Here is a 13,757-nt window from a genome sequence, read left to right on the forward strand (position 1 = left end):
ATCGCAGTCTGCGGCAGCTCCTACATGGGATTGTGTAGGAGCTGCCGCAGGCTGCGATCTTTTGCTTCAGGGCAGCTCCAGTCCGCCGGAGGCCTTGTGCAGTTTGCGCAGATGCGCGCCAATCTGCTTCACGTTCTCCTCACTGGCCGCAATTTCGGCGGCTCGCTTGGGCTCCAGCAACTTGCGCACTTCGGCGTCGAGATCGCCCGACAGCGCGAGCAGCTTCTTCTGCCGCTGGCTGCTCTCCGCTTCGAGTCGACTGAACTCGGTCGGCTGCGGCAATCCGTAACCCTTGGAATCGAGCAATTCCGCCGGACGACTGAGGAACCCGCTGTTGGCGAGAATTTCCTGCAAGGTCGCGTTGGCCTTGTCCATGCCGCCGTTTTCCAACTCGCGCGCACCGAGGTAACGCTGCTTGACCTCGTCTTGTGCCAGCAGCAATTGGCGGCGATAACTCGCCTGCTCCAACAAAAGCAGGGCGGCGCTGGTGCGCAAGTCGGCGCGCTCAAACCACTCACGGCGTTCTTCGGCTGTCAGCGAAAGCCATTCTTCAACGGTGTTCTGCTTGATCGGCAATTGCTTCTTCAGCACATCGAACATCGCCTGATAGCGATCGCGGAACGAGTCGAAGCGGTAACCCAGACGCAGCGCTTCTTTCGGATCATCCAGCACACTGGTGTCCGCCAGACCACGGCCCTTCATCACTTCCAGCAAGCCGTTGGGCATGATGCTGTCGAGGCCGACGAACTGTGTGTTGTTGCTGCCGCTGCGCAACAGTTTCAGGCCTTCCACCGCACAGTTGTTGGAGAGGAAGAAGTAGTTGCCGTCATAGCTCCAGTGCATTTCGGCGGCGTGTTCGACCACCCCTTCGATCTCTTCGCGTGACAAGTTGATCGGCACGGAAGCGAGGCTACGCAGTTCGGTCTTGGTGTATTCGTCGATGACCTGCGCCAGCGGCAACACGAATAGACGCGATGGGTATTTGCCGACCAGTCCGTCCCAGCTCGACAGCTGTACATCACCGACAAAGGCGCGGTAGGACAACACCAGATGCTGGTCCAGATCGAGTCGGCAATCCGGCCCGCGCGGGCGGCCCGGTGCGCAGATCACTAGGCGCAACATGCTGTGGCCCCAGCGGCTGACCCAGTTCTGATTGGCTTCGGCCAGCAGATAATCGACGGCATAGACCCGTTCTGGATCAACTTGCCCCAATGGCTGTTTGGCGAAGTCGTTGCCAGCATTGAGGAAGGAGAAGGTCTTGCTGCAGGTGTCCTTGGCCGGTGGCGCCCAGCCGAAGTGCTGCTGGTAATAGCGATACAGCGCCGGGCGGCGGCAGGCGTAGCTCGGGTCGAGGAGGAAATACTCCATGTTGACCGCGACGAACTCCTTGGGGCTGGAGATTTCGTAAAGGTCCGGACTGCGGGCGATCTGCCGATTGTGTTGTTCGCGCTCACCCCGACGGCCGACATATTGCTGCCAACCGGCGAGGTCGAGCAGGCGCGGGTCATCGCTGAGGGTGAAGCGCCGGCCGTTCTGGCCGCGACACTCGTCGGGAATGCCGATCAGCCCGGCGCTGTTGAAACGCCGAGTGCAGCGCTGGATCAGCGTGCGTTCGGCATCCGGCCATAAGCGGGCGCGGTCATAAATATGGGTAATTTCGTGCAGCACCGTGGCGAGCAGTTCCTGGCGCACAGTGCCGTGAGGGCGATTGGTTTTTTCTTTGGCCGCGCTGCCGTCGGTGAGGCTTGCGAGCAGTTTGCGGTTCAGGTCGAGTTCGGAAACCAGCGTGGCCTGGCCATAGGCATTGCCGGGCATGTCATCGGTCCAGCCGACATCGATGCGCCGATCCAGCCGCTCGATAAAACTCGGCGGCAGCTTTTGCATCGCCTCATCGATCAGCGCCTGGCTGGCCTGTTGTTGGGCGGGGCTCAGACCGTCGGTCTTGAGCCGCAATTGCAGGCCGGCGTGGGCGCTGTTGCCAAGCAGCAACAACGCCCCGGCCAGTAGCCAGGTGCCGAGTGACTTCACAGTGCGAGGATGGCTTCGGCGAGAACCTGATCACTGGCGTCACGCGCTTCCGGCACACGAGTGCGCAGGGTGTTCAGCGCTGCTTCCAGATGCGCGCCGCGGATATCGCCGTTGGTGGCGACGAAGCTGGCAGCGTCATCGTGCGCTTCGCGGATAATTTTCGAGTCGCGAATGGACGTGGTGGTGTCGGAAGTGAAATCGATGGTGCGCTGGGAGGCACGAACGATGATGTTACTGGTGGCTACCAGGGTGTGCGCCTGGGCCACGTCGGCCAACAAAAACAGGCCAAGGGCGGCAGCAATCAGCGGGCTACGCATGGAACGACTCCGGAGGGGCAAGGATAACTGGGGTACAGGATAACTATTGGACGAGAATTGCCTCTGCCAGTTCAAGATCGCTGACATGAAGTTTCGGCCGGGTTTTGCGCAAGTAATGCAGCGCAGATTCCAGACGAGCACCTCGCCATTCACCGTCACTGGCAACAAACGCGGCCGCGTCATCGTGAGCGGCGAGCAGTAGTTTACGGTCGAACGGTGCGGAAGACACCATGCTGGTGGCGTAACCACTGACGACGGTGCCTTGGGTCGACGCATTGAAAGCATCAAAGGCATTGACCGGCGTCGCCCAGCAGGCGGAGAACAATACGGAGGGAATCAGTAGATTTGGAAGAAAGCGCATCGGACTCGGTAATTTTTGGTGAGCCCAAAGGCTAGCGCAATGCCCGGGCCAGAGCCAGAGCCAGCGCCGAAACATCGGGACACGACCGGCGTGTCCCGATTGGTACCTGGCGCTTAGATCGTCAGGATGGCCTGAGCCAGTTGTGCGTCTGTGGCTTGCAGCTGTGGCGCCTGGTGACGGATGTGATCCAGTGCGCTTTCCAGTTTCACCCCACGGATTTCACCTTCGCTGGCCACGAAGCTGGCAGCGTCGTCACGGGCGGCGAGGACGATTTTGTCGTCACGGAAGGACGAGGTGACGTCGGACGTGGCGTCGGACGAGGACTTCAGTGCACCGACAACGGCGTCGGTGGTGACGATAAAGCTGGTGGCGCTGGCGTTGGCAGCCACGGCCAGCAGGGCGGCAGCGCTGAGCAGACGAAGACGGGACATGGTGTAACTCCTTTGGATAAACCGTAGAGAGAGGTGGCTCGGTATCTGAGGAGTCAGACGCCAGTGACACAACATTCGCCACGTTCTGTGTGGATATTAGGCGCAGAACCCGATACCTAACCAGTATCCAGACGAAAAACTGTAGGAGCTGCCGAAGGCTGCGATCTTTTGCTTTGGATTTTCAAGATCAAAAGATCGCAGCCTTCGGCAGCTCCTACAATTGTAATGGTCTTATTTCGAATTATGTGAACTGTACTGGTATGGCTTTTTAAGAGCCCAAAACGACAAAACCCGTCGCGGTTTCCCACGACGGGTTTTGTTTGTTCAATTCGGGTTGCTGGCGGTGGGTCTAACGACCAGAGCCAGCGACGCTAATTAGCGCCAGAACGGCTTGCTCAGCTCTTCGTAGCGTTGTGCTTCGCTGATACCGGCGTCAGCCAGCAGACGCGAATCCAGACGAGCCAGTTGATGGCGGCTGGAGATGCGGCGCTGCCACAACATCAGGTTGGCGATAACGCGCAGAGGCAGGGAAGCCTGGGTGTTTACAGCTTTGTCTTCGAAGAACAGTTCGGAACTGAGTGTACGTTCCATGGTTGACATCCTTCCGCTTGTGGCGGGATCAGGTAGTGGTTTGACTGGTGCCCATGATCCTCTCGTTTGCCTAGTCTCTCTAGATACAGTTCAACTGTATTGTGAGTGACCAGTTAACTGTTTATAGGGGGTGTACGGGTCAAAATCGAGCAAACTGTACCTGTCCGCACTTAAGTGGTGCGTTTTTGCTCGATTGGAGGAAAAAGGTAGGTAAATACTGTAGGAAAAGACCAGTACAGCAGTACAATTTTTGTCAGTCTTGAGGATTGCAACAATCCGCTGACGCAAACTGTGTTTGCGCCAACGGTTTATTTGTGTGAATTACACCGCCAGCATGCGCCCGGTTTCTTCCAGGTTCATGTGCCAGCTCAACGCTTCACGCAGGATGTGCGGGGTGTGGCCACCGATGGCACAGGCTGCCGTGAAGTAATCGTTCAACGCCTGACGGTAGTCCGGGTGCACACAGTTATCGATGATGACCCGCGCGCGCTCCCGTGGCGCCAGGCCGCGCAAGTCGGCCAGACCCACTTCGGTCACCAGAATGTCGACGTCATGCTCGGTGTGGTCTACGTGGCTGACCATCGGCACTACGCTGGAAATCGCGCCACCCTTGGCGATCGACTTGGTCACGAACACCGCCAGATGCGCATTGCGCGCGAAATCGCCAGAACCGCCGATGCCATTCATCATCCGCGTGCCACAGACGTGCGTGGAGTTGACGTTGCCGTAGATGTCGAACTCCAGCGCCGTGTTGATGCCGATGATGCCCAAGCGACGAACCACTTCCGGGTGGTTGGAGATCTCCTGCGGACGCAGTACCAGTTTGTCCTTGTACTTCTCCAGATTGCCGAACACGTCACTGTTGCGGCGCTCCGACAAGGTGATCGAGCTGCCCGAAGCAAAACTCAGCTTGCCGGCGTCGATCAGGTCGAAGGTCGAGTCCTGCAGTACTTCCGAGTACATGGTCAGGTCTTCGAACGGCGAATCGATCAGGCCGCACATCACCGCGTTGGCAATGTTGCCGATCCCCGCCTGCAACGGGCCGAGCTTGTTGGTCATGCGCCCAGCGTCGACTTCCTGCTTGAAGAAGGTGATCAGGTGCTCGGCGATGGCGTTGGTATCGACGTCCGGTGTTGACACGGTGGACGGCGAATCCGCCTGCTGGGTGATGACGATGGCGACGATCTTCTCCGGCGGAATCGGAATCGCCGTGCTGCCGATGCGGTCGTCGACTTTTACCAGCGGAATCGGCGTGCGCGTCGGGCGGTAAGTCGGGATATAGATGTCGTGCAGGCCTTCGAGGTTGGCGTTGTGCGCCAGATTGATCTCGACGATCACCTGTTTGGCGAAAATCGCGAAGCTCGCCGAGTTGCCTACCGAGGTGGTCGGCACGATGTGGCCCTGTTCGGTGATGGCCACCGCTTCGATGACCGCGATGTCCGGCAGCTTCAGTTGCTGGTTGCGCAGTTGTTCAACGGTTTCCGACAGGTGCTGGTCGATGAACATCACCTGGCCGGCATTGATTGCCTTGCGCAAGGTGCTGTCGACCTGGAACGGCATGCGGCGCGACAGTACGCCGGCTTCGGTCAGTTGCTTGTCGAGGTCGTTGCCCAGGCTGGCGCCGGTCATCAGGCTGATCTTCAGCGGCGTGACCTTGGCGCGCTCGGCCAGTGCGTGAGGAACGGCTTTGGCTTCGCCGGCACGGGTGAAACCGCTCATGCCGACGGTCATGCCGTCCTCAATCAGAGCGGCTGCGTCGGCGGCGCTCATCACTTTATCCAACAACGAAGGCAGACGAATACGGTCACGGTACATGGATTATTATCTCGGGAAGCGAGTAGCAGGATGCGCAGTCTAGTGAATTTGACGGGCGCCTGTCCCGCTACCAAGGTCGCAAACGAGGCGTCTATTTAGCGGGTTTCAAGTAAAACACCGTTACTGGATCTGCAACAACGCGGCAAATTGTCCGACGTTTTGCGCAAACAAAAACGCCCCGACGAGTCGGGGCGTTCGGTATTGCAGCGGGGAATTACTCGACCGCTTTGACCATGTCTTCGATGACTTTCTTCGCGTCGCCGAAGACCATCATGGTCTTGTCCAGATAGAACAGCTCGTTGTCCAGACCGGCATAGCCGCTGGCCATCGAGCGTTTGTTAACGATGATGGTTTTGGCCTTGAACGCTTCGAGAATAGGCATGCCGGCAATCGGCGATTTCGGATCGTTCTTCGCGGCCGGGTTGACCACGTCGTTCGCGCCGAGCACCAACACCACGTCGGCCTGGCCGAACTCGGAGTTGATGTCTTCCATCTCGAACACCTGATCGTAAGGCACTTCGGCCTCGGCGAGCAGAACGTTCATGTGCCCCGGCATACGGCCGGCAACCGGGTGGATCGCATACTTCACGGTCACGCCACGGTGGGTCAGCTTCTCGGTCAATTCCTTCAGCGCGTGCTGTGCACGTGCAACCGCCAAGCCGTAGCCCGGGACGATGATCACGGTGTCGGCGTTGGTCAGCAGGAAGGTTGCGTCGTCAGCCGAACCGGATTTCACCGGACGTGCTTCTTTCGCACCGGCAGGACCTGCATCGGCCGTATTGCCGAAACCACCGAGCAGTACATTAAAGAAGGAACGGTTCATCGCCTTGCACATGATGTACGAGAGGATCGCACCGCTCGAACCCACCAGGGAACCGGCAATGATCAGCATCGAGTTGTTCAGCGAGAAACCGATACCTGCCGCCGCCCAGCCGGAATAGCTGTTGAGCATCGACACCACCACCGGCATGTCTGCACCGCCAATCGGGATGATGATCAGCACACCCATCACGAACGCCAGCGCCAGCATCAGCGCGAACGCAGTGAGGTTGCCGGTGAACATGAAGGTCAGGCCGAGAGCCAGCGTCGCCAGACCCAGCACTGCGTTGAGCTTGTGCTGCCCGGCGAACTGTACCGGTGCGCCCTGGAACAGGCGGAACTTGTACTTGCCCGATAGCTTGCCGAACGCAATCACCGAACCGGAGAAGGTGATTGCACCGATGGCCGCGCCGAGGAACAGCTCCAGACGGTTGCCCGCCGGAATCGAGTCGCCCAGCTGTTTAACGATACCCAGCGATTGCGGCTCAACCACCGCGGCGATGGCAATGAACACTGCGGCGAGGCCGATCATGCTGTGCATGAAAGCGACCAGTTCCGGCATCTTGGTCATTTCAACGCGCTTGGCCATGATCGAACCAGCGGTGCCGCCGACCAGCAGGCCAACGATGACGTAACCGATACCGGCAGTCGCCAGTTCAGCACCGAGCTTATAGATGAGGCCAACGGTAGTCAGAATGGCCAAGGCCATGCCGAGCATGCCGAACAGGTTGCCGCGCCGCGATGTAGTCGGGTGCGACAGGCCTTTGAGGGCCTGGATAAAGCAGATCGACGCGATCAGGTAGAGCGTCGTGACGAGATTCATGCTCATTACTTCGGCGCCTCTTCTTTTACTTTCGGGGCTTTCTTCTTGAACATCTCAAGCATGCGGCGGGTGACCAGGAAGCCACCGAACACGTTGACCGCCGCCAGTGCCACCGCGAGGGTACCCATGGTTTTGCCCAGCGGCGTGACAGTCAGTGCAGCAGCGAGCATGGCGCCGACGATCACGATCGCCGAAATGGCGTTGGTGACCGCCATCAATGGCGTGTGCAGCGCAGGTGTAACGTTCCAGACCACGTGGTAACCGACATAAATCGCCAGCACGAAGATGATCAGGTTGTAGATACCGGGGGAGATAAGCTCTTCCATCGTCTGAATCCCTGCTTAGGCGTTTTTGCGGATGACTTGGCCGTCGCGGCACATCAGGCACGCGGCGACGATGTCGTCTTCGAGGTTGACGTCGAACTGGCCTTCTTTGGTGAAGACCAGCTTGAGGAAGTCCAGCAGGTTGCGCGCGTACAGTGCCGAGGCGTCTGCAGCGACTTCACCGGCCAGATTGGTTGGGCCGCAAATGGTCACGCCATTTTCGACCACGACCTGATCGGCCACGGTCAACGGGCAGTTGCCGCCCTGAGCCGCCGCGAGATCGATGACCACCGAACCCGGTTTCATCTGCGCCACGGTTTCCGCGCTCAACAGCGTCGGCGCCTTGCGGCCCGGAATCAGTGCGGTGGTGATGACGATATCAGCCTGCTTGGCGCGCTCGTGCACAGCCTGCGCCTGACGCTGCATCCAGCTCGCCGGCATTGGCCGGGCGTAACCGCCGACACCGACGGCGCATTCGCGCTCTTCATCGGTCTCGTAAGGCACGTCGACGAACTTCGCACCGAGGGATTCGATCTGCTCTTTTACCGCCGGACGCACGTCTGACGCTTCGATCACCGCACCCAGACGTTTCGCCGTGGCGATCGCCTGCAACCCGGCCACACCGGCGCCGAGAATCAGCACACGCGCCGCTTTCACGGTACCCGCGGCGGTCATCAGCATCGGCATGAAGCGTGGATAGTGATGAGCGGCCAGCAACACAGCCTTGTAGCCGGCAATGTTCGCCTGCGACGACAACACATCGAGACTCTGCGCGCGCGAGGTGCGCGGCGCCGCTTCGAGGGCGAACGCGGTAATGCCGCACTCGGCCATCTTCGCGATGGTTTCGTTGTTGAACGGGTTGAGCATGCCCACCAGCACCGTACCGCGCTTGATCCGCGTCAGTTCGGCATCGCTGGGGGCGACCACTTTGAGAATCAGCTCGGCGCCAAACGCGTCATTGGCACTGCCAATGGTTGCGCCTGCCGCTTCATAGGCACTGTCGACCACACTGGCTTTTACGCCGGCGCCGGTTTGCACAGTGACCTTATGACCTTGGCTGATCAGCTTTTTAATGGTTTCCGGGGTTGCAGCAACCCGTGTTTCACCGGTCTGGGTTTCGAGAGGAACACCAATGTGCACGTCAAATCTCCTGCGTGATCTTATTGAGTAAACCCATGCACTACGGATGGTGCGACTGGGGCGGCCGATCAGCACGATCCCGCCAAATCAGGGCGGGGCGCGGCATTTTGCAGGCGAACTTTATGCCCTTCAAGGGATTATGACGGGTGACGGAAAATTAACTACAAGTCATGCCGTGACCGAATGTCGCAGATGGCCAGCTGAATCCCTTGCAGGCCGTGCCTTGCAAGGATTCTGGCTGAATATTGAAAAATTTCTCATCGGTGGCGTGAATAGGCAGTAATGAGTCGCCGATGAAGGCTCAAAGCCACGTCGTCAGGCGCTTGTGGGACGTCTGTACGACTTTCGGATACAGTCGGTTAAATTGCGACAAATACTTATATCTGTAGGGCTTTTATTTTCCTGACTACGGGGTTAGTTATCGCTGCAAGCCTTTATCCTTCTAGGCTGTAGCTCTGTGCCTGAGTTACCAGCCAGTCACGAAATGCCTTTAATGACGCTGACTCGACCTTTCGCTCAGGAATCATCAGGTAATAGGCCTTGATGCTAGAGAGTGCCTGCGGGTTGGCAATCACCAAGCGTTTCTCGGCCAGTTCGCGTTGAATCAGGAACGGCGGAATCAGTGCAATGCCCATGTCGTGCATGGCGGCCTGAGCGAGCATGGAGAATAGCTCGTAGCGCGGACCTGTCATGTCGCGGGGGATATTCAGGTGTTGTGAGTTGAACCACTGACGCCAGGCATAGGGGCGGGTGGTCTGCTGCAACAACGGTAGCTCGGCGATTGCCTCGGCTGTCAGATGCGTCTTGTCACCGAGTAGGGCAGGGCTGCACACAGGCATCGGATTCTCGCCCATCAGTCTGTGGGATTCGGTACCGGACCAGTCGGCATCGCCGAAGTAGATCGCGGCATCGAATTCGGTATCGGCAAACAGGAAAGGTCGGGTGCGGTTGGTCAGGTTGACCGTGACTTCCGGGTGCTTGAGCTGGAAATCCTTAAGGCGCGGCAGAAGCCATTGGGTGCCGAAAGTTGGCACTACCGCCAATTCGATCACGTTGGTGCCTTGCTGGCCCATCACTGAGAGGGTGTCGCGCTCAACCGCATCGAGTTGCGTGGCGACCCGGCGACTGTAGGAAAGTCCTGCCTCGGTCAGTTTCACCCCGCGTCGCGAGCGTCGGAACAGTTCCACGCTGAGGAACTCCTCAAGGCTGGCGATCTGTCGGCAAATGGCGCCTTGGGTGAGGGAAAGTTCTTCAGCGGCTCGGGTAAAGCTCTCGTGCCGTGCTGCGGCTTCGAAACTGATCAGGGCCGTGGTGCTGGGAATCTTCCTGCGCATGTACGTCAACCTCACTAATGCGCCGCATAAAAGGCATTTCGCGACGTTTCGGAGTGAGAAATTAGCACAACAGAATGCGAAATCCTCGTTTGCCGCGACGGCGAACCACGCCTACGATCAATGCCACGTTAATTCACCCGATTTGCGAGGACACACTCATGGGCGGTAAAGCTAGCTTCAACTGGATCGATCCCCTGCTGCTGGATCAACAGCTCACCGAAGAAGAGCGCATGATCCGCGACACCGCCGAGCAGTTCGCTCAACAGAGCCTCGCACCGCGTGTTCTCGAAGCTTTCCGTCATGAGAAGACTGACCCGGCGATCTTCCGCGAAATGGGCGAAGTCGGCCTGCTGGGCGCGACCATCCCCGAGCAGTACGGTGGCAGCGGCCTCAACTATGTCAGCTACGGGCTGATTGCTCGCGAAGTGGAGCGTGTCGACTCTGGCTACCGCTCGATGATGAGCGTGCAGTCGTCGCTGGTAATGGTGCCGATCAACGAATTCGGCACTGAAGCGCAGAAACAGAAGTACTTGCCGAAGCTGGCTTCCGGCGAGTGGATCGGTTGCTTCGGCCTGACCGAGCCAAACCACGGTTCTGACCCGGGCGCGATGATCACCCGGGCGCGCAAAGTAGACGGCGGCTATAGCCTGACCGGCGCGAAGATGTGGATTACCAACAGCCCGATCGCCGATGTGTTCGTGGTTTGGGCCAAAGACGATGCTGGCGATATCCGTGGTTTCGTCCTGGAAAAAGGCTGGAAAGGCCTGAGCGCTCCGGCGATTCACGGCAAGGTCGGCCTGCGTGCGTCGATCACTGGTGAGATCGTCATGGACAACGTGTTCGTGCCGGAAGAGAACATCTTCCCGGACGTGCGTGGCTTGAAAGGCCCGTTCACCTGCCTTAACTCCGCACGTTACGGCATCTCCTGGGGCGCACTGGGTGCTGCCGAGTTCTGCTGGCACACCGCGCGTCAGTACACGCTGGATCGCCAGCAGTTCGGTCGTCCATTGGCAGCCACTCAGCTGATCCAGAAGAAGCTGGCTGACATGCAGACCGAGATCACGTTGGCCCTTCAGGGCTGCCTGCGTCTGGGCCGTATGAAGGACGAAGGTACTGCGGCGGTCGAGATTACTTCGATCATGAAGCGCAACTCCTGCGGCAAGTCGCTGGACATCGCCCGTATGGCTCGCGACATGTTGGGCGGGAATGGTATCTCCGATGAGTTCGGCGTGGCCCGTCATCTGGTCAACCTGGAAGTGGTGAATACCTATGAAGGGACTCACGACGTTCACGCGCTGATCCTGGGTCGTGCGCAAACCGGTCTGCAAGCGTTCTATTAATAGGAGAGCGACCATGGGCGCGCTGTCGCATCTGCGGGTACTGGATTTATCGCGAGTGTTGGCCGGGCCGTGGGCCGGGCAGATCCTCGCCGACCTTGGCGCCGAGGTGATCAAGGTAGAGCGCCCGGGCAATGGTGACGATACGCGAGCCTGGGGACCGCCGTTCCTTAAAGATGCGTATGGCGAGAATACGTCGGAGGCGGCCTATTACCTGTCGGCCAACCGCAACAAGCAATCAGTGACCATCGACTTCACCCGCCCCGAGGGCCAAAGGTTGGTGCGGGAGCTGGCGGCGAAGTCGGACATCCTTATAGAGAATTTCAAGGTCGGCGGTCTGGCGGCTTATGGGCTGGACTATGAATCGTTGAAGGCGATCAATCCGAACCTGATCTATTGCTCGATTACAGGGTTCGGCCAGACCGGGCCATATGCCAAGCGCGCCGGCTACGACTTCATGATCCAGGGGCTGGGCGGGCTGATGAGTCTGACCGGCAGGCCTGAGGGTGATGAGGGCGCTGGCCCGGTAAAGGTTGGGGTAGCGTTGACGGATATCCTCACCGGCCTGTATTCGACCGTGGCCATATTGGCGGCGTTGGCCCATCGCGATCACGACGGTGGTGGTCAGCACATTGATATGGCATTGCTGGATGTCCAGGTGGCATGTCTGGCTAACCAAGCGATGAATTATCTGACCACGGGCAATGCGCCGAAGCGTTTGGGCAATGCGCATCCGAACATCGTGCCCTATCAGGACTTTCCTACGGCTGACGGTGATTTCATTCTTACCGTGGGCAATGACGGGCAGTTCCGCAAGTTTGCCGAAGTAGCGGGGCAGGCGCAGTGGGCAGACGATCCGCGCTTCGTTACTAATAAGCAGCGAGTGGCCAATCGGGCGGTTTTGATTCCGCTGATTCGCCAGGCGACAGTGTTCAAGACGACTGCCGAGTGGGTTGCCGAGCTGGAGCAGGCGGGGGTTCCATGTGGGCCGATCAACGATCTGTCGCAGGTGTTTGAGGATCCGCAGGTAAAAGCGCGTGGCCTGGCGATAGAGTTGCCGCATGCGTTGGCGGGGATGGTGCCCCAAGTGGCTAGCCCGATTCGCCTGTCGCAGACACCGGTTGAATATCGCCGGGCGCCTCCTTTATTGGGTGAGCATACATTGGAGGTTCTGCAGAGTGTGCTGGGCCTGGGTGCGGGTGCGGTGGCTGAGTTGAAGGCGGCTGGGGTTCTCTGACGATCCCTTCTATATAGGAGGGATCGCTATATAGTGGAATTCTTGGTTGTTTTTTAACCAATCTGCAAGTGATTGAAAGAAAGCCGAAATTAACGGTTGACGGCAGATTTCAGATGTCTATAATTCGCCCCACTTCCGGCGCAGTCGAAACGGAAAACTCCTTGAGATTCAATGAGTTATGTATGTTTCGGCAGCAGGTTGCTTCAGTTCATCGAAGCCGAAAGGAAGTTGAAAAAGAGGTGTTGACAGCAGCGTGTAACGCTGTAGAATTCGCCTCCCGCTGACGAGAGATCGGAAGCGCAAGTGGTTGAAGTTGTTGAAGAATTCTTCGAAAACTTCTGAAAATAATCACTTGACAGCAAATGAGGCTGCTGTAGAATGCGCGCCTCGGTTGAGACGAAAGATCTTAACCAACCGCTCTTTAACAACTGAATCAAGCAATTCGTGTGGGTGCTTGTGGGGTCAGACTGATGGTCAACAAGATTATCAGCATCACAAGTTACTCCGCGAGAAATCAAAGATGTAACCAACGATTGCTGAGCCAAGTTTAGGGTTTCTTAAAAACCCAAAGATGTTTGAACTGAAGAGTTTGATCATGGCTCAGATTGAACGCTGGCGGCAGGCCTAACACATGCAAGTCGAGCGGATGAGAGGAGCTTGCTCCTGGATTCAGCGGCGGACGGGTGAGTAATGCCTAGGAATCTGCCTGGTAGTGGGGGACAACGTTTCGAAAGGAACGCTAATACCGCATACGTCCTACGGGAGAAAGCAGGGGACCTTCGGGCCTTGCGCTATCAGATGAGCCTAGGTCGGATTAGCTAGTTGGTGAGGTAATGGCTCACCAAGGCGACGATCCGTAACTGGTCTGAGAGGATGATCAGTCACACTGGAACTGAGACACGGTCCAGACTCCTACGGGAGGCAGCAGTGGGGAATATTGGACAATGGGCGAAAGCCTGATCCAGCCATGCCGCGTGTGTGAAGAAGGTCTTCGGATTGTAAAGCACTTTAAGTTGGGAGGAAGGGTTGTAGATTAATACTCTGCAATTTTGACGTTACCGACAGAATAAGCACCGGCTAACTCTGTGCCAGCAGCCGCGGTAATACAGAGGGTGCAAGCGTTAATCGGAATTACTGGGCGTAAAGCGCGCGTAGGTGGTTCGTTAAGTTGGATGTGAAATCCCCGGGCTCAACCTGGGAA

Annotated in this window: 12 protein-coding genes and 1 rRNA gene (1 of these 13 cut by a window edge); 3 read left to right on the forward strand and 10 right to left on the reverse strand. The window is 58.1% G+C overall.

Annotated features, from left to right (window positions below; all coding sequences use genetic code 11):
* Nucleotides 1–66: 66 nt before the first annotated feature.
* The 10 genes from PspS49_RS00555 to PspS49_RS00600 form a co-directional block, all read right to left on the reverse strand.
* A complete protein-coding gene (locus PspS49_RS00555; RefSeq protein WP_160037689.1) occupies nt 67–2,028 on the reverse strand; it encodes a DUF4105 domain-containing protein in 1,962 nt (653 codons plus the stop codon).
* A complete protein-coding gene (locus PspS49_RS00560; protein WP_007911662.1) occupies nt 2,025–2,345 on the reverse strand; it encodes a DUF2388 domain-containing protein in 321 nt (106 codons plus the stop codon). The genes PspS49_RS00555 and PspS49_RS00560 overlap by 4 nt, the downstream gene beginning before the upstream one ends.
* Before the next feature lie 43 nt (nt 2,346–2,388).
* Nucleotides 2,389–2,706 (reverse strand): DUF2388 domain-containing protein, encoded by a 318-nt coding sequence (locus PspS49_RS00565; RefSeq protein WP_127925348.1) that lies wholly within the window; start codon nt 2,704–2,706, stop codon nt 2,389–2,391.
* Between the two features lie 113 nt (nt 2,707–2,819).
* Nucleotides 2,820–3,137, reverse strand: coding sequence for a DUF2388 domain-containing protein (locus PspS49_RS00570; protein WP_007911658.1), 318 nt, complete (start codon nt 3,135–3,137; stop codon nt 2,820–2,822).
* A 375-nt stretch (nt 3,138–3,512) separates the two neighbouring features.
* Nucleotides 3,513–3,728, reverse strand: coding sequence for a DUF1127 domain-containing protein (locus PspS49_RS00575; protein WP_007911656.1), 216 nt, complete (start codon nt 3,726–3,728; stop codon nt 3,513–3,515).
* A gap of 321 nt (nt 3,729–4,049) precedes the next feature.
* Nucleotides 4,050–5,543 carry an acetyl-CoA hydrolase/transferase family protein gene (locus PspS49_RS00580; RefSeq protein WP_127649329.1) on the reverse strand — a complete coding sequence of 498 codons (1,494 nt, stop codon included), beginning with the start codon at nt 5,541–5,543 and terminating at the stop codon, nt 4,050–4,052.
* A 214-nt stretch (nt 5,544–5,757) separates the two neighbouring features.
* The gene (locus PspS49_RS00585) at nt 5,758–7,191 is read right to left on the reverse strand and encodes an NAD(P)(+) transhydrogenase (Re/Si-specific) subunit beta (protein WP_007911651.1); all 1,434 of its coding nucleotides are present in this window, start codon (nt 7,189–7,191) and stop codon (nt 5,758–5,760) included.
* On the reverse strand, nt 7,191–7,511 hold the full coding sequence (locus PspS49_RS00590) for an NAD(P) transhydrogenase subunit alpha (protein WP_003187417.1): 321 nt from the start codon (nt 7,509–7,511) through the stop codon (nt 7,191–7,193). The genes PspS49_RS00585 and PspS49_RS00590 overlap by 1 nt, the downstream gene beginning before the upstream one ends.
* Before the next feature lie 15 nt (nt 7,512–7,526).
* Nucleotides 7,527–8,648: a Re/Si-specific NAD(P)(+) transhydrogenase subunit alpha gene (locus PspS49_RS00595; protein WP_160037691.1), complete on the reverse strand. Its 1,122-nt coding sequence runs from the start codon at nt 8,646–8,648 to the stop codon at nt 7,527–7,529.
* 434 nt (nt 8,649–9,082) lie between these two features.
* Nucleotides 9,083–9,982, reverse strand: a complete 900-nt coding sequence (locus tag PspS49_RS00600; protein WP_150749960.1) for a LysR family transcriptional regulator — start codon at nt 9,980–9,982, stop codon at nt 9,083–9,085.
* 158 nt (nt 9,983–10,140) lie between these two features.
* Between PspS49_RS00600 and PspS49_RS00605 the strand changes: the two genes are divergently transcribed.
* From PspS49_RS00605 to PspS49_RS00615, 3 genes are all read left to right on the forward strand, one after another.
* The gene (locus tag PspS49_RS00605) at nt 10,141–11,322 is read left to right on the forward strand and encodes an acyl-CoA dehydrogenase (RefSeq protein WP_007953903.1); all 1,182 of its coding nucleotides are present in this window, start codon (nt 10,141–10,143) and stop codon (nt 11,320–11,322) included.
* A gap of 13 nt (nt 11,323–11,335) precedes the next feature.
* Nucleotides 11,336–12,556 carry a CaiB/BaiF CoA-transferase family protein gene (locus PspS49_RS00610; RefSeq protein WP_150749961.1) on the forward strand — a complete coding sequence of 407 codons (1,221 nt, stop codon included), beginning with the start codon at nt 11,336–11,338 and terminating at the stop codon, nt 12,554–12,556.
* Between the two features lie 577 nt (nt 12,557–13,133).
* Nucleotides 13,134–13,757: ribosomal RNA gene (locus tag PspS49_RS00615) — 16S ribosomal RNA — on the forward strand; it runs 913 nt beyond the window's last position.

Source organism: Pseudomonas sp. S49 (assembly GCF_009866785.1).
GTDB lineage: Bacteria > Pseudomonadota > Gammaproteobacteria > Pseudomonadales > Pseudomonadaceae > Aquipseudomonas.

What these genes read in the sequence shown, in the direction of transcription:
- PspS49_RS00600 (WP_150749960.1), bottom strand. Translation starts at nt 9,982, where the DNA reads ATGCGCAGGAAGATTCCCAGCACCACGGCCCTGATCAGTTTCGAAGCC.
- PspS49_RS00560 (WP_007911662.1), bottom strand. Translation starts at nt 2,345, where the DNA reads ATGCGTAGCCCGCTGATTGCTGCCGCCCTTGGCCTGTTTTTGTTGGCC.
- PspS49_RS00585 (WP_007911651.1), bottom strand. Translation starts at nt 7,191, where the DNA reads ATGAGCATGAATCTCGTCACGACGCTCTACCTGATCGCGTCGATCTGC.
- PspS49_RS00575 (WP_007911656.1), bottom strand. Translation starts at nt 3,728, where the DNA reads ATGGAACGTACACTCAGTTCCGAACTGTTCTTCGAAGACAAAGCTGTA.
- PspS49_RS00580 (WP_127649329.1), bottom strand. Translation starts at nt 5,543, where the DNA reads ATGTACCGTGACCGTATTCGTCTGCCTTCGTTGTTGGATAAAGTGATG.
- PspS49_RS00565 (WP_127925348.1), bottom strand. Translation starts at nt 2,706, where the DNA reads ATGCGCTTTCTTCCAAATCTACTGATTCCCTCCGTATTGTTCTCCGCC.
- PspS49_RS00590 (WP_003187417.1), bottom strand. Translation starts at nt 7,511, where the DNA reads ATGGAAGAGCTTATCTCCCCCGGTATCTACAACCTGATCATCTTCGTG.
- PspS49_RS00570 (WP_007911658.1), bottom strand. Translation starts at nt 3,137, where the DNA reads ATGTCCCGTCTTCGTCTGCTCAGCGCTGCCGCCCTGCTGGCCGTGGCT.
- PspS49_RS00610 (WP_150749961.1), top strand. Translation starts at nt 11,336, where the DNA reads ATGGGCGCGCTGTCGCATCTGCGGGTACTGGATTTATCGCGAGTGTTG.
- PspS49_RS00605 (WP_007953903.1), top strand. Translation starts at nt 10,141, where the DNA reads ATGGGCGGTAAAGCTAGCTTCAACTGGATCGATCCCCTGCTGCTGGAT.